Here is a 20,421-nt window from a genome sequence, read left to right as displayed (position 1 = left end):
GGTAATTTACTCTTAACTCTCAACTCTCAATTCTCAACTCTCAACTAAATTAATTATGAACGTAAACTTTTTCATAGATAGACCCGTCTTTTCGGCTGTTATATCCATTCTGATAGTAATTGTCGGAGTTATTGGATTAACCATGTTGCCGATAGACCAATACCCCCAGATTACGCCACCGGTGGTAAGGGTAAGCGCATCTTATCCGGGTGCCAGTGCCGTTACCGTTTCGCAGGCAGTAGCCACCCCTATTGAGCAACAATTGAATGGAACTCCCGGAATGATTTATATGGAGTCTAACAGCTCTAACTCCGGAGGGTTTTCGGCAACAATAACATTTGATGTATCAACAGATGTAGAACTGGCAGCCGTTGATATTCAGAACAGGGTGAAACTGGCCGAGAATCAGCTTCCGGCCGAAGTAGTGCAGAACGGTATAACCGTTGAAAAGCAAGCCCCTAGTCAGTTATTGACACTTGCACTAACATCAAACGATCCCAAGTTTGACGAAATCTACCTTAGTAACTTTGCAACCATCAATGTACTCGACGTAATTCGCCGTATACCGGGAGTGGGACGTGTTTCTAATATCGGAAGTCGTTATTATGCCATGCAAATCTGGGTACAACCGGATAAGTTGGCAAGCTTTGGTATAACCGTACAGGATTTGCAAAATGCACTCAAAGACCAGAACCGGGAATCGGCTGCCGGCGTATTGGGGCAACAACCTGTTACTGGATTAGATATAACCATTCCCATTACCACGCAAGGCCGTTTATCGACCGTTAGCCAGTTCGAAGACATTGTTATCCGGGCCGATGCCGGAGGATCTGTTATTCGTTTGAAAGACGTTGCCCGTGTTTCGCTCGAAGCATCTTCTTACAATACCGAAAGCGGTTTGAATGGAGAGAATGCTGCCATTTTGGGAATCTATATGCTTCCCGGAGCCAATGCCATTGAAGTAGCCGGAGCAGTTAAAGAAGCAATAAAAGAAATTAGTAAGAACTTTCCGGAAGGAATGAGCTATCTGATTCCTTTTGATATGACAACGTATATCTCCGAATCTATCAGTGAAGTATATAAAACCCTGTTCGAAGCATTATTTCTGGTAGTACTCGTTGTTTTCCTTTCTCTTCAAAGTTGGCGTGCCACACTGATTCCTGTGATTGCAGTTCCCATATCACTTATTGGAACGTTCGGTTTCATGTTGATATTTGGTTTCTCACTCAATCTTTTAACATTGTTGGGGCTGGTTCTTGCCATTGGTATTGTGGTAGACGATGCTATTGTGGTGGTAGAAAACGTAGAGCGAATAATGGAAGAAGAAAAACTTGATGCCTACAATGCTACCAAGAAAGCTATGAAAGGCTTAAGTAGTGCATTAATTGCAACCTCTTTGGTGCTGGCAGCTGTATTTGTTCCGGTAAGCTTTTTAGGAGGTATAACCGGGCAATTGTACCGTCAGTTTACCGTTACGATTGTGGTTTCCGTACTCATATCAACAGTAGTTGCCCTTACTTTAAGTCCGGTAATGTGCTCACTGATTCTTAAACACAACGGTAAAAAGAAGAATATTGTATTCAGGAAGATAAATATATGGCTCAACAAAGGCAATAAGAAATATGTAGGATATGTAAATAAGTCCTTATTTAATCCCCGGAGAGTTTTTACCATATTTGGGTTGATAATTGTTTTCATCTTTTTCTTAAACAAGATGATACCAACCAGCTTCTTGCCTACTGAAGATCAGGGCTATTTCCGGGTGGAATTAGAGTTGCCCGAAGGTGCCACGCTGGAAAGAACACGTATTGTTACCGAACGTGCCATTGATTATCTGATGAAGAATCCGGATATAGCTTATGTTCAAAATGTAACTGGTTCCAGTCCGCGGGTAGGAAGCAGTCAGGCCCGTAGTGATTTAACCGTTATATTGAAACCATGGGATAAGCGTAAAACCAGTAACATGGAAAAAATAATGGCAGATGTACGGGCAGAGTTCAGCAAATATCCGGAAAGCAAAGTATATCTTTCCACCCCTCCGGTAATACCGGGATTGGGTACTTCCGGCGGATTTGAATTGCAGTTGGAAGCCAGAGGAGATGCTACCTTTGATGATCTGGTGGCAGCTGCCGATACATTATTATATTATGCTTCGCAACGGAAAGAACTAGCCGGACTCTCTTCATCATTACAACCGGAAATTCCACAATTGTACTTTGATGTAGATAGAGACAGGGCCAAGCTACTGGGAGTCCCTATGGCCGATATCTTTTCAACAATGAAAGCATATACCGGTTCTGTATATGTGAATGACTTTAATATGTTTAACCGTATATATAAAGTTTATATTCAGGCCGAAGCCCCTTACCGGGAACATAAAGATAATATCAATCTCTTCTTTGTAAGAGGTTCTGGTGGATCGATGATACCGTTAACTTCTCTTGGAACGGCTGCATATACAACCGGCCCGGGAAGTATAAAACGATTTAATATGTTTACTTCTGCCGTAGTACGTGGAGAATCAGCTCAGGGATATAGTTCCGGTCAGGGAATGGAGGTTATGGAAGAGATTGCCCACAATCATTTACCCGAAAATATCGGCATTGAATGGAGTGGATTGTCCTATCAGGAAAAGAAGGCCGGCGGACAAACCGGACTGGTTCTTGCCTTGGTTTTTCTTTTTGTGTTCCTCTTTCTGGCAGCACAGTATGAAAGCTGGCTGATACCTGTTTCGGTACTTCTTTCTTTGCCCATAGCCGTGTTGGGAGCCTATCTTGGGGTATGGGTATGCGGATTGGAAAATGATATTTATTTCCAGATTGGTTTGGTTATGCTTGTTGGACTGGCTGCTAAAAACGCCATTCTGATAGTTGAATTCGCCAAAGATGAGGCCGATAAAGGCAAAGATTTGATAAAATCGGCAATACATGCTGCCCAATTGAGATTCCGACCCATATTAATGACATCTTTAGCTTTTATTCTGGGAATGTTACCTATGGTTATTGCCAGTGGACCGGGATCGGCAAGCAGACAAGCCATTGGTACCGGTGTATTCTTCGGAATGATATTCGCAACCCTATTTGGTATAATTCTGGTGCCTTTCTTCTTTGTGATGATTTATAAAACAAAGAGTAAGTTTAGAAAAAAGTAAAAACGCAGATTAACGCAGATTTACGCAGATTATTAATAAAAAAGAATCTGCGTAAATCTGCGCTAATCTGCGTTTAAAAAATAACAATAAAATTATGAAACACATATATATATTGCTGCTGTTAATAATAACTTTCGTTTCCTCCTGTAAAGTTGGTAAAAGCTACGTAAAGCCGGAAATGGATTTACCCGACAGTTTGATGTCGGCACAAACTCATTTGAGTATTGCCGATAGGGAATGGTGGGAATTATACACCGACGGTCCTTTAAGAAACCTTATTGAAAAAACATTAGTTTACAACAAAGATCTTCGTATAGCCGCTGCCAGAGTAAAGGAAATGGCTGCACAAAGAAGAATAAGTAAAGCCAATTTATTTCCTCAGGTCAATGCAAATATATCCGGCGACCGTGAGTTTGAGAATGACGGTGGAGACAACTCTACCCAAAGCAATACTTTTGAAGGAAAATTATTGCTCTCGTGGGAATTGGATTTATGGGGAAACCTACGTTGGGCTAAAGATGCAGCCATAGCAGATTTTCTGCAATCTGTTGAAGCACAACGTGCATTACGTATGACGATTGTTGCGCAGGTAGCCCAGGCTTATTATGAATTGGTTGCTTTGGATAATGAACTTGTTATTGTGCGCCAAACATTGAAAGCCCGTGAGGAAGGTGTACGAATTGCAAGGTTACGCTTTGAGGGTGGACTTACCAGCGAAACGCCTTATCAGCAGGCGTGTTTGGAAGTTGCCCGCACTGCCACGCTTGTTCCTGATTTGGAAAGACAGATATCTTTGAAAGAAAATGAAATAGCTTTTCTTGCCGGAGAGTTTCCAACACATGTAGAGCGTACGCAATTACTGCAAGAATTCAATTATACCATGATGCTACCCGTTGGTATGCCTTCCGACTTAATGGAACGCCGTCCGGACATCCGGCAATCTGAACAGGCGCTAATAGCTGCAAACGCTCAGGTAGGGGTGGCCTATACCAATATGTTTCCGCGGTTAACTTTAACGGGACATTATGGACTGGAAAGCAGTGAATTGTCTTCATTCCTCAAATCACCTTATGCTTTTATTGAAGGTGCAATTGTTGCCCCAATATTCTCGGCCGGTAAAAACAGGGCCAGATGGAAAGCACAGAAAGCAGCTTACGAACAGGCTTATTATAGGTATGAGAAAACTGTATTGAATGCTTTTCGTGAAGTGCAGGATGCAATTGTTGAATACAACAAAGTACGCGAGATGTGCGATTTACAGGCACGGTTGGAAAAGTCGGCAAAAAGCCATGAGGAACTTGTTCAGGTACAATATATAAATGGAGTTATTAACTATTTGGATGTATTGGATGCTCAACGTGTTTACTTTGATGCCCAGATTGATTTGAGTAATTCAATCCGGGATGAATTGATAACTGTTGTACAAATTTATAAGGCGTTAGGGGGAGGGTGGTGAAATCAAGAAGAAGCGAGTTTGCAAAAATGATCTAACCTGCATTATTCATGCTTTATCAATTTGGTTCAAATTAGATTGGAATTGAAATAAAACACGGAGGCACAGAAACACGGAGCTTTTCGAAAATGCCCGTAGGGCATTCATATCAATAGAATAATAATAAGTTTTAATCTTCAACCCGGTACGGGTTGCATCGTATCTACCATGCAACCCGTACCGGGTTGTGAAGAGTATTATCATTGCCTTTCTATTGATATGAATGCCCTACGGGCATTTTCGGTAAGCTCCATGTTTCTGTGACTCTGTGTTTTAATTTTAGTTCAACACAGCCTCTAACTAAACCAAACGAGTATGAATAATTCAGGCAAAAAGATTACTTTTGCAAGTAAATGAATACATTTACAGCAATACTAATTGATGATGAACAAGCTGCTCATTATGCAATGCAGGTTCTTTTAAAGAAATATAATTCACTTATAAAAATTATCGGGCAGGCATACAATGGCAAGCAGGCTGTTGAATTAATCAATAGCCTGAATCCGAATTTAATATTTCTGGATATTCAGATGCCAGATATGAATGGTTTTGAAGTACTGAAACATCTTACTTATCAACCTTATATAATTTTCTGTACGGCTTATGATCAATATGCAATCGAAGCTTTTAAACAAAACTCCATAGACTATCTGCTTAAGCCCATTGATGAAGAACGCTTTGAACAATGTATCACCAAAATAGAACGGTTTATATCTCATCCTAACAAGATTGATCTGACTAAACTTATAGAGTTAAGCAATCTTCTGAATCCACCCAAGAAAGCCACAGCAATACCCATAAATATTAAATCGAAAATCATTCTGGTACAATGCGAAAAGATTGTTTACTGTATGGCTACCGACGGATATGTTTCGCTTATCACCGATGATGGAAAAGAATATATTTCCGATCTTACCTTGAAACAACTTGAAGATCGTTTGCCCAATGAGTTTATACGTGTGCAGAAATCTTATATTGTAAATAAACAGAAGATCGTTGAAATACACCGTTATTTCAATAACCGGCTGATATTGGTTATGGAGGATTCAGCACATACTAAGATAACCACTGGAACCAGCTATATTGATGTTATAAGAAATGAATTGCAATTATAATACCTTTTGAATTTGCAGGTTTATCCCGTGATTATTCAGGTACATAGAAAATTAGTTTCCCTTTAGGAATCGCTTTCTTTTCTTTGCCTTATAATTATAACCGAATAATCATGAAAAAGTATTTCCTGTTTACAGCCTGCTTGTTGAGTATGTTACTAGTGCAGGCACAGCCTTCAAAATTAATCATAAAGCTAGAAACCGAAGCCGATGAACTACGTTATTGGCCACTAAACGGTGAGCATTTGCCATATTATAATCTTGCTACCCAACTAAAGATTAATTCCGGAAATGCAACTGAAATTAATTTCCCTGACAAAGGAAGCATTTATACGATATTGGCAGGAAACCAAAATTTCAAGGTATATACTTCTGCAAGTAGCATAGATACCGTTTATGTTTGCAAAGACACACTGTTGTTTCGGGGAGATAATAAACAATACAATGAATATCTCATTGAAGCACAGAAATCTGATACATATTGCCGAAATTACTCCCGAACCAGAAATCACGAACTCCGTGATATAAACCAATTAACCGCCTACAATGAGATAATAAAACAACGAAAACAGAATGACAATCTGCTTTTATCCGGCTCATTTACAAAGGATTTTATTGATCAGCAACGATTATGCACAAATTTAAGATACAATGCATTGTTTTTAAAGAAGATAATGTCACTCTATAAATCTCCTGAGTTAACCAACGAGTGGTTTGAAACACTAAAAAGCATGGATTTTGAGTTGACGAACGAATTATCCCGTCAGTCGGAGTGGTTTAATGAATTACTTAAAGACTATGTTTGCATTCAGAATTTTGTTTTAAATGATATCAAACCACAGGAAGTTATGAATACATTTAACACTTTCTTGTTCAACAACTATTGTAATACGCTTAGTGGTAAAAACCTGGAATATGCTTTAGCCAGTTTAATATACGATGATGTATTTCAAGAAGAATACAGTAAAGAAATTCCCGCTCTCTATAAACAATTTGCAGCTCGTTTTCCACACAGTACATATAATGAGATATTGGAACCCAGAGTGAGGAAAACTGCTGATATATATAACCAAACCACAACAAATAATAAGATTACCGTTTTAAATTATGAAACTGAGCCCGGAAGTTTTCAGGAGATAATAAAGCCTTTCCATGGTAAAATAATCTATATTGATATATGGGCAACTACCTGTGCCCCCTGCCTTAAGATGTTTCCGAATACAGTCAATCTAAAGAAAAAACTTGCCGGAAGTAATGAGATTGTATACCTTTATATATCTTTGGATCAGGACAGGAATCATGAAAAATGGTATAATATGATTCATTATTATAATCTGGAAGGCTATCATTACCGGGTGAATCGGAACACATCAAAGATAATCTATAATTCGTTGGGAGATAAGAATGGAATGTTGATGATACCCCGTTATGTTATTGTAGATAAAGAAGGAAATATTGCATATACAGATGCAGCAGCTCCTGATGAGCCCGATAGTATAATACAACAAATAAACAACTTGTAACTAACACTATGAATGCATATTTTGAAGCATTGAAAGTCTTTCTTCTTGTTTTTGCTCTGATATATACTCTGGCATATTTTCCGGGCGTTCCCCAAATAGGAAGATGGAAATTACAGAATATTATATTTCTGTTATCTGTTCTTTTAATCTATATTCTATCAAGCTTTCCACCCAATGATGGTTTGTACTGGAGTTTCGTTTTGATATTTGGTATATTTAATGTCTATCTGTTCATTTCCCGAAAATCTAGGAAGGTAGGACAGATATGGAATGTAATAATAGATTTTTGGGTCTTCGCAATAACTTTATTTCTGGCTTCGAGTATATATGCACTTGTTGAGGATTTACCAATAAAAAATATTATTCATGAAAGGTTTGAAGATGGAAGTTACTCTTTCAGTCCGGGCTATTTACCCGAGATGATTCAGGCAAGTATTGCTCTTGCCTTATTGGTAGTCAATTTTAAGTATATTCATAAATATCTGCTGAACAAATGGGAAGAACGAAGAAACCGGAAATTCAGTAAGCTACAATCACAGAAGAAAATGATTGAGATTCAGTTTGATGCTTTGCAAGCAAAAGTAAACCCACATTTTCTATACAATTCATTAAACTCAATAGCAGGACTGGCTATGGTAGATGGAGATAAAACCCGCCAGATGGCTCTGGCATTATCGCGTTTCTTTCGTTATAGTATGAACCGCGAACAGGAAATAATGATTTCGGTAAAAGAAGAGGCCGAAATGATTGAAACATATTTAGAAATAGAAAAAATCAGGTTTGGAGATAAACTGAATTATGTAATCAATATATTTCCTGATACCCAGAATTTCAAAATACCAAGAATGCTACTTCAACCCATAGTAGAAAATAGTATTAAGCATGGCATGAACGGAAACCTGGATATCCTGAATATTGATGTCTCATTTTTTATGTTTGGTGATAATCTTACTATTTCAGTAAAAGATAATGGAACGCCTTTTCCAGAAGATTTTATTCCAGGTTATGGAATAAAAAGTGTATATGAAAAACTGGATTTATTGTTCCCTGATAGATATATTGTTGAAATAATCCGGTTTCCTGATAAAGAATTCAGGGTTATTATCTCATTATCGGAAAGATGAAAGAGGCGTGTAGTTGTGTTTATTACTCTCCCTTACTATTCTTTTCCCGATACGCCTTTGGCGGCATACCATAACGTTGTGAAAACAACTTGTAGAAACTTCCCCGGTTATTGAAGCCCGACTGATAGATTACTTCATCAACCGAGATATTTGTTTTAATAAGCAGACCTTCGGCTATTTTTAGTTTATAATCTCGTATCAGGCTTCCCGGACCACTTTTATAAACGCCATCTATTTTTCTGTATAGCTGTCGCACACTTACATTCAACAAGGCAGCAAGCTCTTCGGTAGTGAATGATGGGTTTTTAATGTTTTCGTCAATCACCCTTAACGCTCGTTCGTAGAATTCTTTGTCTTCGCGATGTACAATCTGTCCTTCGGTAATCTCGAAGGCACTTAAGGCCGAATTATAATACTCTTTTGTTTCCTCTTCCCGTTTTAATAACCGTCTGACGGCCTTTTTAAGGTACTGAACATCAAAAGGTTTTGAAATATACATGTCAACTCCTGCATCAAGACCCTCTAGTTGATCTTCGGTATATGTTTTGCCCGATAACATAATAACCGGAATATGTGAGGTTGCCAAAGACTCCTTCAGCCTACGTACAAGGCCAAAGCTATCCTGTGCAGGCATTATTACATCGGTTATTAATAGGTTAATTTTGGTTTTAGAAAGAATTTCTTCTATTTCAACCGGATTGTTTACAGGGATAACATTGTACTGGTCTTTCAGTATTTCGCAAACAAACCACAATATTTCTACCTCATCGTCTACCACAAGAATGGTAGGCCGCGACTTCACAATATCCGGTTGAGGTGGTAAAGTTTGCTTCTTCTCTGGTATTTGTAAAGGAATACCAGATATAATCCTGGAGGTTTCGGAAGCCTTTTCGGTGAGTTCGTGCATGGGGAGTTTAACTGTAAAGCGGGTGGTTTGTCCGGGTATGCTTTCAACATCCATATCTCCACCAAGTAGTTTTACAGTACTGTGACAGATTGAAAGTCCTAATCCGTTGCGCGAAAAAAGTCGGCTGTTATGCCTGCTTTCCAGATTATCCAACACATAATACCGATCGAATATAAAAGGTATATCCTCTGGCCTGAATCCTTTTCCTGTATTCGATACCGTTGTAACAAGCATCTGATTATCAACAGAAATGTCTACACTGATATTGCCCCCATCGGGTGTATATTTAAATGCATTCGATACCAGGTTTGTTAATATGTTCATATAACATTTGGTATCGGTTTGCCACATCAGCCTCTTCTCTATGCTTACTACATAATTTGTTTGTTTACTATCGGCCAATAACCGGAAAGACGATAGTATATTACCAGCAAACTCTTCTATGGCAACCTTTTCAATAACAACCTGAGTATGACCGGTGTCTATTCTGCGGAACTCTATTAGTTCCTGTATCAACCCGTTTAGCCTTTCGGCATTCCGACGTATGAGTAATGCATAATCATAGACTGGCGACGATTCTTCGACTGAAGAAAGTATATGGTCGCACGGACCATAGATAAGAGTAAGTGGGGTACTGAACTCATGTGTTATATTGGTAAAGAAGCGCAGTTTCGATTCGTATATTTCTTCTGTTTTCTTCTGTTCCATCTTTTCGAATACCCGCTGTTGTTTACTTTTGACTCGTCGGTTATAAGATACGATGAGAAAACATCCTAGCGAACCTAACACCATAACATAAATAATGTAAGCCAAGGTAGACATGTACCACGGCGGAAGTATACGTATATATTGGGTATATACAGGTTGTTCCTCGAAAATGTTGTTGACAGAGTAACGTACTTTTAGTAAATACTCTCCCGGAGCCATATTGGTGAATGTAACACTGTTCGATGTTCCATTATCAATCCATTTATCACTATGGCCGCTCAACAGATATTGATAAGTGTATTTATGTCCGTTTACATAATCGGGGGCAACAAACGATACGGTGAAGAAATTCTGGTTATGCGATAATTCTATAACTTCCTTTTGATCTTTTGTTTTAATATAATCTGCTATGGCTACTTCATTACCATAAATACTAAGAGAATTGAAATAAAAATTAGGAGTAAAAGCAGGCATTTCTATTTCGTTGGTACGTATGGATACAAATCCGTCGATACCGCCAAAAAACATTATTCCTGTACGGGGACACTTGTAATATGCAATATCGCTGAATTCCAACACACGTAAATCATTGGGGTTTGTATAATTAGTGAAAACATTTGTTCGCGGGTCGAACCGTGACAATCCTCTGTTGGTGCTCAACCAAAGGCAACCTTGTAAATCTTCTGTTATTCCGTGTATGGTATTGTTAGGAAGTCCCGACTCGGTATTATAATTGGTATATTCCAGTTTTTCTCTTCCCACATGGATTATCCGGCAAAGTCCGAAGCTGGTACCAAGCCATAACCTTTCATGGCTATCGCGGTACACAACTAATATATCATTAACCAATTGATTTTCACTATTCTCTAACAAGTAAGCTGCTTTTTCTTCTGTTTTCAGATTGAATCTAACCAAACCATCACCCCGGCTTCCTATCCATAAAATAGAATCGTTTTCTATTTCCGTATCATAAATTACGTTCTCTGTTTGGAAAAATCTGAATTGCTCAACGCTTTTTATGCACGGAACCTCATTTGTAACAGTCAGCTTTACACGGTGTAACCCTTCGCCCGAAGTCAATACCCACAACGTATTTGCATCTTGCTCAATAACCGAATTGAGGAAATGCAAAGCCTTGCTTCCGGGTGGTTGTTGCAGTTTGTGTATACGCTTATCAGCATACGAATAATAGTTGAGCCCTGGCCCACCGCTCACAATCCACAACAAATTATGTTTGCTTTCAACAAGGCTGAAGATAGAATTATTTGCCAAACTAGAGTTTTGTATATGGAAATGATTCATTTCTTTACCCGGAAGAGGCTCATCGGGATTGTAATTGGGAAAACAAAAAAGTCCGTCGCCTTTGGTTCCGATCCATAAATTTTTATCCGCATCCAGCATTACCGATCGTACCGGAACTTTTGTTTGAGGGTAGAACTCGTACAACATAGAAGAACGCAATGTATAATCCTCTTCCGAGTAGATGTATACTCCATATCCATCGGTTCCTACCAGTACAATTTGCTGCACCGGATCGTAAGCCAACGAAAAAACACCATAATTAAGCGTGGTACGTTCAATATACGGTGGCTTCCGGGCTTCCGGATCACGCCTTATTACCTTAAGTCCATCATTAATAAAAGCAAAGAATATATCATTACCAGCTATTACAGCATCTCTGAGGCTTTCGTTGGGAGGTACTTCCGAAGCTATATTTATCACAAACTCTTTTACTCCAGTATTAATGTCGAGGGTATAGAGGTCGAATCTGGTATCAACAAATACCACATCTGTACCTTTCTCGAATGCCCACCTTATGGGTACTTCATGTTCATAATCCATCAACCGGTAGGTGCCGGTAATAATGCCGTTTTCTTTGATTATTTTGTAGCGCATGGCCTGTTCCCGGCTTCTGAACACCCAGATAATATCATCTTTACATACTGTAAAACTCCATACCCGGTTAGTTTTTATTCCCGGAGTATGAATGTTGTGGAATGTACCATCCGATTTATTATATACGGCTATTGAATCGTTTTCGGATAGAACAAAGAAAGTTCCGTCCGGACTTTTGGCTTGCCAAAATGAAACTCGCATATCCGGATAATTTTGGAATGTACCGGATTGGGAATTGAATAAACACAATCCCTGATTGGTTTTCAGCCAAAGCATGCCAGGTTCTGTTTCTGTAATATGCCTTATTACGTTTCCCGGCAACGAGTTAGGATTGCTGGTTGGCATATAACTTTTTACCGACAATCCGTCGTAGCGGTTAAGTCCATCGTAAGTAGCATACCACATAAATCCATAGCTATCCATTGCAACAAATCGTACAGCACTCGAGGTTAGTCCATTCTGAAAAGATATCTGTTGTATATTGTATGCATGTGCTGTATGAAAACAGATAGCAAGGATTGAGATTAGTAGGGCCGAAATATTTTTCATGCAAGTATCAGGATTGAGTTTATGCAAATATAGTGTTTTATAATAAACCATGATTAATGAGCGCTACAGGGCATTATGCGTATATCTGCCATAATAGTCCGTATTTCTGCCAAACCTTTTTTCCGACTATTCTTACCGGAATCCGTAAAAACAGTCATTGTGACTTATCTATATTTGCAGAAACGAATCAATTAATATGTATGAAAAGAAACACAATGAAAAACAGATTTAAACGGTTCCTTACATTAAGTATGATAGCCGCTTTATTTCTAACTACAAATGTAGTAAACGCACAAACCAATCAGCAGACAAAAATTACTGTTACCGGTACCGTTACGGCAAGCGGCGAATCGGTTATTGGTGCTGCTGTAAAAGTAAAAAACACATCAAACGGAACTATTACCAATATTGATGGAGTATATTCAATTATGGCAAATAGCAATGATGTGCTTGTGTTCTCGTCGGTAGGTTATACACCTCAGGAAGTAGCCATAAACGGACGAAGTAAAATCGACATTGTTTTGGCTGAAGATGTTGTAAGCCTCGACGCTGTTGTAGTTGTTGGTTATGGTACCCGTAAAAAGTCCGATCTAACTGGTGCTGTGAACGTTGTAGGCGAAAACACCATTCGCCAAACACCGGCTACCAACATTGCCATGGCATTGCAAGGTGCCGGAGCCGGAGTGAATATTCAACGGAGCGGTGGTTCGTCACATCCCGGGCACACACCCGAAATCCGTATTCGTGGAGCACGCTCTATTGCTGCCGGAAACGACCCGTTACTGGTGGTTGATGGAATTCCTTATGATCTGGGGCAAATGAATAACATTGCGCCGGATGATATAACATCGGTAACAGTATTGAAAGATGCTTCCTCTACTGCCATTTACGGATCGCGCGGAGCAAATGGAGTTATCCTTGTTACCACAAAGCGCGGTAGCGAATCGGCCAAGGCAACCGTTAGTTATAGCGGATATATTGGAATAAGTAAGCCGTTGGATTTTTACGATGTAATGAACTCTGACGATTACATGACCTTACGCAAATGGGCTACTTACAACCGTTACAAGAATTCCGACGGATACACAGGTGTAGATGATCCCCGCGTTATTGATAAAATATTTGAAGGCGGTATGGACGGCGAGTACGAAGGTTGGCAAAATGGCGTTAGTACCGACTGGCAGAAGGAGCTGTACAAGAACGATCCCATTACCACCAATCACCAGTTGAGTATTGTAGGTGGATCGAAGAATACACAGTATGCCGCATCGTTGGGCTACTATCAGGCCACTGGTGTGTACGATCTTCAGGGTGTTGACCGTGTAACCGGAAAACTATCGTTAGACCACACCGTAAACAATTGGCTAAAAGTAGGTATCAACTCACTAAACACCTATTATATAAGTAGAGGTGAGGATTTGAATCCGATGAGTGACGCTTTACGTCTCAGTCCGTTACTCACTCCATACTTAGCCGATGGTTCGATTCGCGAAAAGGTACAGACTAACGATTTGATGAGCAACCCATTGATGGACCTGCGCCCCGGTGCAGTACAAGATGACCGCAAACGCCTGTCAACCTTTACAACCGGTTATCTGGAAATTGACTTCACCCACGGATTCAAGTATCGCATGAATGCAGGAGCACAAATATCCTACACTAACCTGCGTCGTTACTACCAGCAGGGAACCAGCAAGCGGAAAAACTCAAGCAACTATGCATACAACAAGTCCGAAACGATTATAGACTGGACACTGGAACACTTGTTAACTTATGACAAGAGCATAGGCAAACACAACTTCAACGTAACAGGTATGTTCAGTGCCGAAGAACGCGAATTATCCGAGTTTAACCAGAACTATGATAATGTACCCACCAACGATGTAGGCTACTACAATCCCGGCACAGGTGAGAATCACAAAGGTGGTGGTGAATTCAATAAATGGAGTCTGCTTTCGTATATGGGCCGTTTGAACTACGATTTCAACCAGCGTTATTATGTTACTGCTACGCTGCGTGCCGACGGATCTTCACGCTTGGCCAAAGGTAACAAATGGCAGTACTTCCCATCGGCAGCTCTGGCATGGAACATCGGTAACGAGGCATTTATGGAACCTACAAAAGATATCCTTTCGCAGTTGAAGCTACGTGTAAGCTATGGCGAAGTAGGTAATACCAATGTAGACCCCTATGATACTATGGGTAGCATGGAATCTAAAAAATACATTTTCGGTACCAACGGCGTAATGGGTTACTACCCCAATGCAGCATCCAACAGCGAACTGAAATGGGAACGTACCGCCAGCTATAACTTCGGTTTGGATATGGGCTTCCTTAATAACCGTATCACCGCATCTATTGAAGCGTACAAACAATTCTCCAACAATCTGATGATGGAATTTACTCCACCCGCCACCAGTGGTGTGAGCAAGAAGATTCCTTATAATGTAGGAAAAACCGAAAACGTTGGATTCGAATTTAATACCCGCGTATATGTGTTTGATGGCGATGGAAAGGATAAGTTTAAGTGGACAAGCGACCTCAATATCTATCTGAACCGCAACAAGGTAGTGAAGTTAACCGAAGGCGTGGATAAACTGATCTCCGACAACCTCTTTGTTGGTCATCCGCTCGGGTCGTTCTACGAATACGTAAACCAAGGCATCTGGCAGGATACTCCCGAAGATCGCGAGCTTGCATTGAGTTATGGGTTGAAAGTAGAAGGCGATGATTCTGTTATCGGTACCATCAAGGTAGCTGATATCAGCGGACCAGACGGTGTACCCGATGGTGTTATCAACGACCACGACCGCAAGGTTATCGGCAGCCATCAGGCAAACTTTGAAGGAGGCTGGACAAACACACTGGCATGGAAAAACTTCGACTTCACGCTCGTTATGAACTTCCGTCAGGGCGGATATCTGCGAAGTAAGCTGTATCACGACGGAACAAATACACTTGCCGGCGGACAATATAACAATATTAAGATTGATTACTGGACACCAGAAAACACCGATGCACGCTGGCCGGCACCAAATAACCGCGTACAAAGCATTCCTTACAGAGGAACTCTTACACTGTTTGACGCATCGTACCTGAAAATACGTACCGTTACTTTAGGTTATACACTACCCGAATCGGCACTCAAGTATATTGGGCTCAACCATGTGCGTGTGTATGCCACAGCAACCAACCCGTTCACCTTCTTCTCCGAATATGTGAACAAGTACAACGGGATTGACCCTGAAACAAATCGTGAAATGAACACCGGCGTGCCTCCATCCTGGCAAATGTTATTCGGCTTAAATGTTACATTCTAAACTAAATACCACAATGAAAAAGATAATCTATATACTTGCATGCCTTCCGCTGTTATTTGTATCGGCATGCTCCGGTTTTCTTGATGAAGAAAATCACTCAAAGATGACACCCGAATCATTCAGCACCCCACAAGGTTTCGAACTTGGACTGTACGGTCTGTACGGTGGAATGCGTAATTTCTATGGCAAAGACAAAGCCGTACACATGCTCACCGTAACCGGAACCGACGAGTTCTACAGCCGTAACTCCGGTGATATTTACAACCTGGGTAATTACACCCAGAACTACAAGCCCAACTCGGAATACGTAGGTATTTTCTGGACTGATTCGTACACTCTCATCAATACCTGTAACGGCCTTGTGCACTTTGGGGAAGACATGACAGGTATTACCGAAGCCAAGAAAAATAACATGTTGTCCGAAGCCCGTTTCTTTCGTGCCATGTTATACTTCCGTCTTGTGCAGTTCTTTGGCGATGTAACACTTAACAAAACCTACAACGAAAGTGTTGTAAAATCGGCCAAGCGCGACCCAATGGCTGATGTGTACGACTTCATTATTGAAGATCTTGAATATGCTACTACTGCCGGATACCTGCCCGAAGCTCCAAAGAATACCGATCCGGGACGTGTAACCCGTGCATTGGCACGCCATCTGTTGGCTAAAGTATATCTTACCCGTGCATGGAGCAGTGCTGCCAAAGGCGATGATTTTCAGAAAGCATTCAATATCTCCTCACTGCTTATTAAAGATGCCGATGGTATTGGTATAAAACTGGAATCAAAGTATGCCGATGTACACAAACCAGGCAACGAAAACGGACAGGAAGTACTTTTCAACGTACAAATGACCAATGACCCGATTTATGGTGTACCCGAAAAGGATGATGGTATGAACCGCTTTGCACACTATTTTGTAGCCGGATACTTTAACTTCAACGGCAGTGGAAACGTGCAGACTATTGAAGACGGACGTGTGTACGCGCGTTATCATGGAACAAACTGGCTATACAACGAAGCATTTGGTGATATAGATAAAGATTCGCGCTACTACGGTTCGTTCCAAACCAAATGGAATGCTCCGGTTGATTTCAGCAATAAGAAACAGGAATTCTGGGTAGGCGATGAAAAATACAGTGTTATACGTAGTGGCAAGAAAGGTGAACTGGCAGGATTTTTGCCGGGTAAACCCATGACGAAAGAGGAAATAGAGTCGGAAAACTATTACATTCTGACTCCGGAAAACTACACCGACCCCAACTTCCCCACTATGACCAAGTTTGTTGATCCTAACCGTGCTGCTCTTTCGTTCGACTCGCAACGATCAATCATAGTTTACCGTTTGGCCGAAACATACCTTATTGCTGCCGAAGCAGCTCATAAGCTAGGTAACAATTCGGTAACCGATGGTGCAGCATTCTATATAAACGAACTACGTAAACGCGCAGCCTCTTCGGCTGAATATGTTGCCGATCTGATGATAACCGACAGCGATGTAACCATTGACTACATTCTGGACGAGCGCACCCGTGAACTTTGTGGCGAACAACTGCGCTGGTGGGACCTTGTACGTACCCAAAAACTAGTTGAACGTGTACGTAAGTATGGTTACTTCACAAATAAATGGACCAACCATACATTACCAAAAGATAATATTCAGGATTTCCATGTATTGCGGCCGATACCACAAAAGCAAATAGAATCAGTTATAGTAGGCGATCCTTATCCACAACAACCAAATGGTTGGGATAAATTGTAAGTATAAACATCACTAATCAAGAATATGAAAAGTTTTCAACGGTACTTAGTTTTCAGTTTTTTAATTTTAGCATCTTGCGCCTCTGCCTCTTCACAGGGGCGCGAGTATCTTTTTTCCTTAAAATCCCAAGCGGGACATGGTGGTGATTCTCAATGGTTGATGAAAAAATCGGGCGAGGTAACCAACAAGTCGGAAGATGTTTCGCGTGTTGGATATAGTGCAAAAGGATGGGCAGAAGCCATTGTGCCCGGAACAGTGCTTAACTCGTTGGTAGCTCAGGGAGTTTATCCTGAACCCTATTTCGGGTTGAATAACAAAATAACCAGTAATAAAATTCCCGACTTGAGTACTGCGGGACACGATTTCTATACATATTGGTTTCGTACCGAGTTCGATGGACCGCAACGTGAAAATCACGAACGTTTATGGATGCAGGTAGACGGAGTAAACTACCGTGCCGAGTTCTGGCTTAATGGCAAGATGGTTTGTAACATAGCCGGAATGTTCCGTCAGGAGTTTATCGATGTAACCGATTATATTAATTCGGGCAATAAAAACGTACTAGCAGTTAAAGTATATCCGATAGACGAACCGGGCGGTCCGCGTCAAGGTGTTTCTAAATCGTGGGGAGCAGCAGGTGAATTCCGCAACGGAGGCAATGGAGAGATTGGAAAAAACACAACTATGCTTATGACCGTTGGTTGGGATTTTACTTATCTTGATGGTATTCGCGACCGCAATACTGGTATATGGAAAGATATTAGTTTCTTTAAAACAGGAGAAGTGCAACTGAATCACCCATTTGTTAAAAGTGATTTGAGAAAACCTGATTATAACCACTCACAACAAACAGTAAGTGTAGAGTTACACAACCCTGGTTTCAGAACACAAAAGGTAAAGATAAAAGGTGAAATAGTAGGTGAAGGAATTTGCTTTGAGAAAGATGTAGAGGTGTTGCGAGGGTTAACCGAAGTTGTGGAGTTTAATGCTACTGACTTTCCCCAGTTGGCTATTGATAACCCACGGCTTTGGTGGCCCATTAACAAAGGACCGCAAGAACTTTACACACTTTCTTTAAAAGCAGAAGTACGCGGAGTTGTTTCGGATTCTATTGTAACCCGCTTTGGTATACGCGAAATAACATCGCACACAAACACTCCCGATAAGTCGCGTACCTTCAAAGTAAACGGAAAAGACATCTTCATAAAAGGAACCAACTGGCTGCCCGAAAACATGTTACGTACAACCAACGAACGTACGTATGCTGAGCTTCGTTATTCGGCACAATCGGGTGTTAACCTGATTCGTTTCTGGGGTGGCGGTATCACCGAGTCCGACTATTTCTTCGATTTGTGCGACGAACTTGGTATCATGATTTGGAAAGAATTCTGGATGACGGGCGACACCAAGCATCCTATCGACAAAGGGTTACACCTGCAAAATGCAGAATCAACCGTTAAACGTGTTCGTAATCATCCTTCGCTGGCTTACTACGTATGCTCAAACGAATCGACAGAGATGACCGGCCTTGAAGAATTGCTGAACAAGATAGATGGAACACGTGGCTACCAGATGCAATCGGAGTGTTGCGGTATTCACGATGGCAGTCCTTATAAAACGGTTAATCCAATGCGGCATTACGAAAACACTGCTTCCGAACGGGGTAGTCGTGTAGATGGTTTCAATCCGGAATACGGTGCTCCTTGTTTGCCCACCGTTGAGTGTCTGCGCGAAATGATGCCCGAAAAAGATCTTTGGCCAATTAACACAGAGGTGTGGGACTACAGCGATGGTAACGGATTCCATCAAATGTCATCTCTTTATGTTGATTTAGTGAATGAGTATGGAAAATCGGAAAGTATTGATGAGTTCGCTATGAAAGGGCAGTTTGTGGGTGCTATGAGCTACAAAAGCATCTGGGAAGTATGGAACTACAACAAGCTGAATTATGGCGATCGTTATACTTCCGGGTTCCTTTTCTGGTACCACAACTCTCCTATTCGTCAGGTATGTGGTCGTATGTGGGATTGGTCGCTCGAACCTACGGCAGCACTTTATGCTGCGGCAAATGCCTGCGAGCCTCTACATCCGCAATACGATTATTTAAAGAACACAGTATCAGTAATTAATGATTATTACAAAGCTTTTTCTGGTTATAAAGTTACGGCAGAAGTGTATGATATCAACTCCAAACAAGTTTGGAAGAATCAGGCAATAGTTAATCTTCCCGAAGATGGAGCAGTAAATGATGTGATCAAAATTGATTTTCCTAAAGATATTTCGCCTGTACATTTCATCAAACTTCGTCTTTTCGACGATAAAGGAAAAGAAGTAGGAAGTAACTTCTACTGGCGTTCAAATAGCGTATATGGTGGTATGAAGTCTATGACAGGTCCGGCTACAGCTGGTTTTGAAAGTATAAAAAATCTGGCACCAACTAAGGTAGCAATGAAGTATAAAACCCGTACAATTGAAGATAGGCATTATATTGATATTGAACTGAAGAATACAGGACGTTCAATAGCCTTCTTTACACAATTGCAATGGTTGGATGCCACCGGAAAACCAGTACGTCCTTCATATTATACAGATAACTTTTTTAGTATGATGCCGGGCGAAAGTCGCAAGATTACAATTGAAACGGATAAGAAAAATCTGCCTGCGGATAATTATTCGTTGATTTTGAAGGGCTTCAATGTTAATAAGGTAAAAAGTCGTATTTTAGTGAACTGAAGCGGCAACGCGCTGCAGCGAGATTCGCCACGAAGTGGCAGCTCAATTCAGCCCCAGGCATCGCCCAGTCATGTTCGGAAGATTTGTATATTTCCCTTTATTGCTTATTTGGGGTTATCCAAATTTTATCCTTTCAGAACTATCGTT

General features: G+C 40.7%; 9 protein-coding genes. 8 read left to right on the top strand and 1 reads right to left on the bottom strand.

The window, feature by feature from the left end; translation table 11 throughout:
- Positions 1-55: 55 nt before the first annotated feature.
- The 5 genes from D0T85_RS19535 (at position 56) to D0T85_RS19515 (ending at position 8,402) form a co-directional block, all read left to right on the top strand.
- Positions 56-3,151, top strand: coding sequence for an efflux RND transporter permease subunit (locus D0T85_RS19535; protein WP_163215194.1), 3,096 nt, complete (start codon positions 56-58; stop codon positions 3,149-3,151).
- 94 nt (positions 3,152-3,245) lie between these two features.
- Positions 3,246-4,607, top strand: a complete 1,362-nt coding sequence (locus D0T85_RS19530; protein ID WP_163215193.1) for an efflux transporter outer membrane subunit — start codon at positions 3,246-3,248, stop codon at positions 4,605-4,607.
- Positions 4,608-4,996: 389 nt separating this feature from the next.
- A complete protein-coding gene (locus D0T85_RS19525; protein WP_163215192.1) occupies positions 4,997-5,758 on the top strand; it encodes a LytTR family DNA-binding domain-containing protein in 762 nt (253 codons plus the stop codon).
- Between the two features lie 110 nt (positions 5,759-5,868).
- Complete coding sequence (locus D0T85_RS19520) at positions 5,869-7,278, top strand: thioredoxin family protein (protein ID WP_163215191.1); 1,410 nt, start codon at positions 5,869-5,871, stop codon at positions 7,276-7,278.
- An 8-nt stretch (positions 7,279-7,286) separates the two neighbouring features.
- Positions 7,287-8,402 carry a sensor histidine kinase gene (locus D0T85_RS19515; protein WP_163215190.1) on the top strand — a complete coding sequence of 372 codons (1,116 nt, stop codon included), beginning with the start codon at positions 7,287-7,289 and terminating at the stop codon, positions 8,400-8,402.
- Positions 8,403-8,424: 22 nt separating this feature from the next.
- On the opposite strand, the gene D0T85_RS19510 is transcribed toward D0T85_RS19515, so the two are convergent.
- Positions 8,425-12,462 carry a hybrid sensor histidine kinase/response regulator transcription factor gene (locus D0T85_RS19510; RefSeq protein ID WP_163215189.1) on the bottom strand — a complete coding sequence of 1,346 codons (4,038 nt, stop codon included), beginning with the start codon at positions 12,460-12,462 and terminating at the stop codon, positions 8,425-8,427.
- 215 nt (positions 12,463-12,677) lie between these two features.
- Here D0T85_RS19510 and D0T85_RS19505 point away from each other — a divergent pair, with 215 nt between their 5' ends.
- Genes D0T85_RS19505 through D0T85_RS19495 form a run of 3 tightly spaced genes read left to right on the top strand, consistent with a single transcriptional unit; the run spans position 12,678 to position 20,274 of the window.
- Positions 12,678-15,782, top strand: coding sequence for a TonB-dependent receptor (locus D0T85_RS19505; RefSeq protein ID WP_163215188.1), 3,105 nt, complete (start codon positions 12,678-12,680; stop codon positions 15,780-15,782).
- 13 nt (positions 15,783-15,795) lie between these two features.
- Positions 15,796-17,541 carry a RagB/SusD family nutrient uptake outer membrane protein gene (locus D0T85_RS19500; protein WP_163215187.1) on the top strand — a complete coding sequence of 582 codons (1,746 nt, stop codon included), beginning with the start codon at positions 15,796-15,798 and terminating at the stop codon, positions 17,539-17,541.
- 24 nt (positions 17,542-17,565) lie between these two features.
- Complete coding sequence (locus D0T85_RS19495) at positions 17,566-20,274, top strand: sugar-binding domain-containing protein (RefSeq protein ID WP_163215186.1); 2,709 nt, start codon at positions 17,566-17,568, stop codon at positions 20,272-20,274.
- The last annotated feature ends 147 nt before the right edge of the window (positions 20,275-20,421 follow it).

This window comes from Bacteroides sp. 519, from assembly GCF_010500955.1.
Taxonomy (GTDB): domain Bacteria; phylum Bacteroidota; class Bacteroidia; order Bacteroidales; family Bacteroidaceae; genus Bacteroides.
The sequence above is the reverse complement of the archived record's forward strand: the minus strand, read 5'-3'. Positions and strand labels throughout refer to the sequence as shown.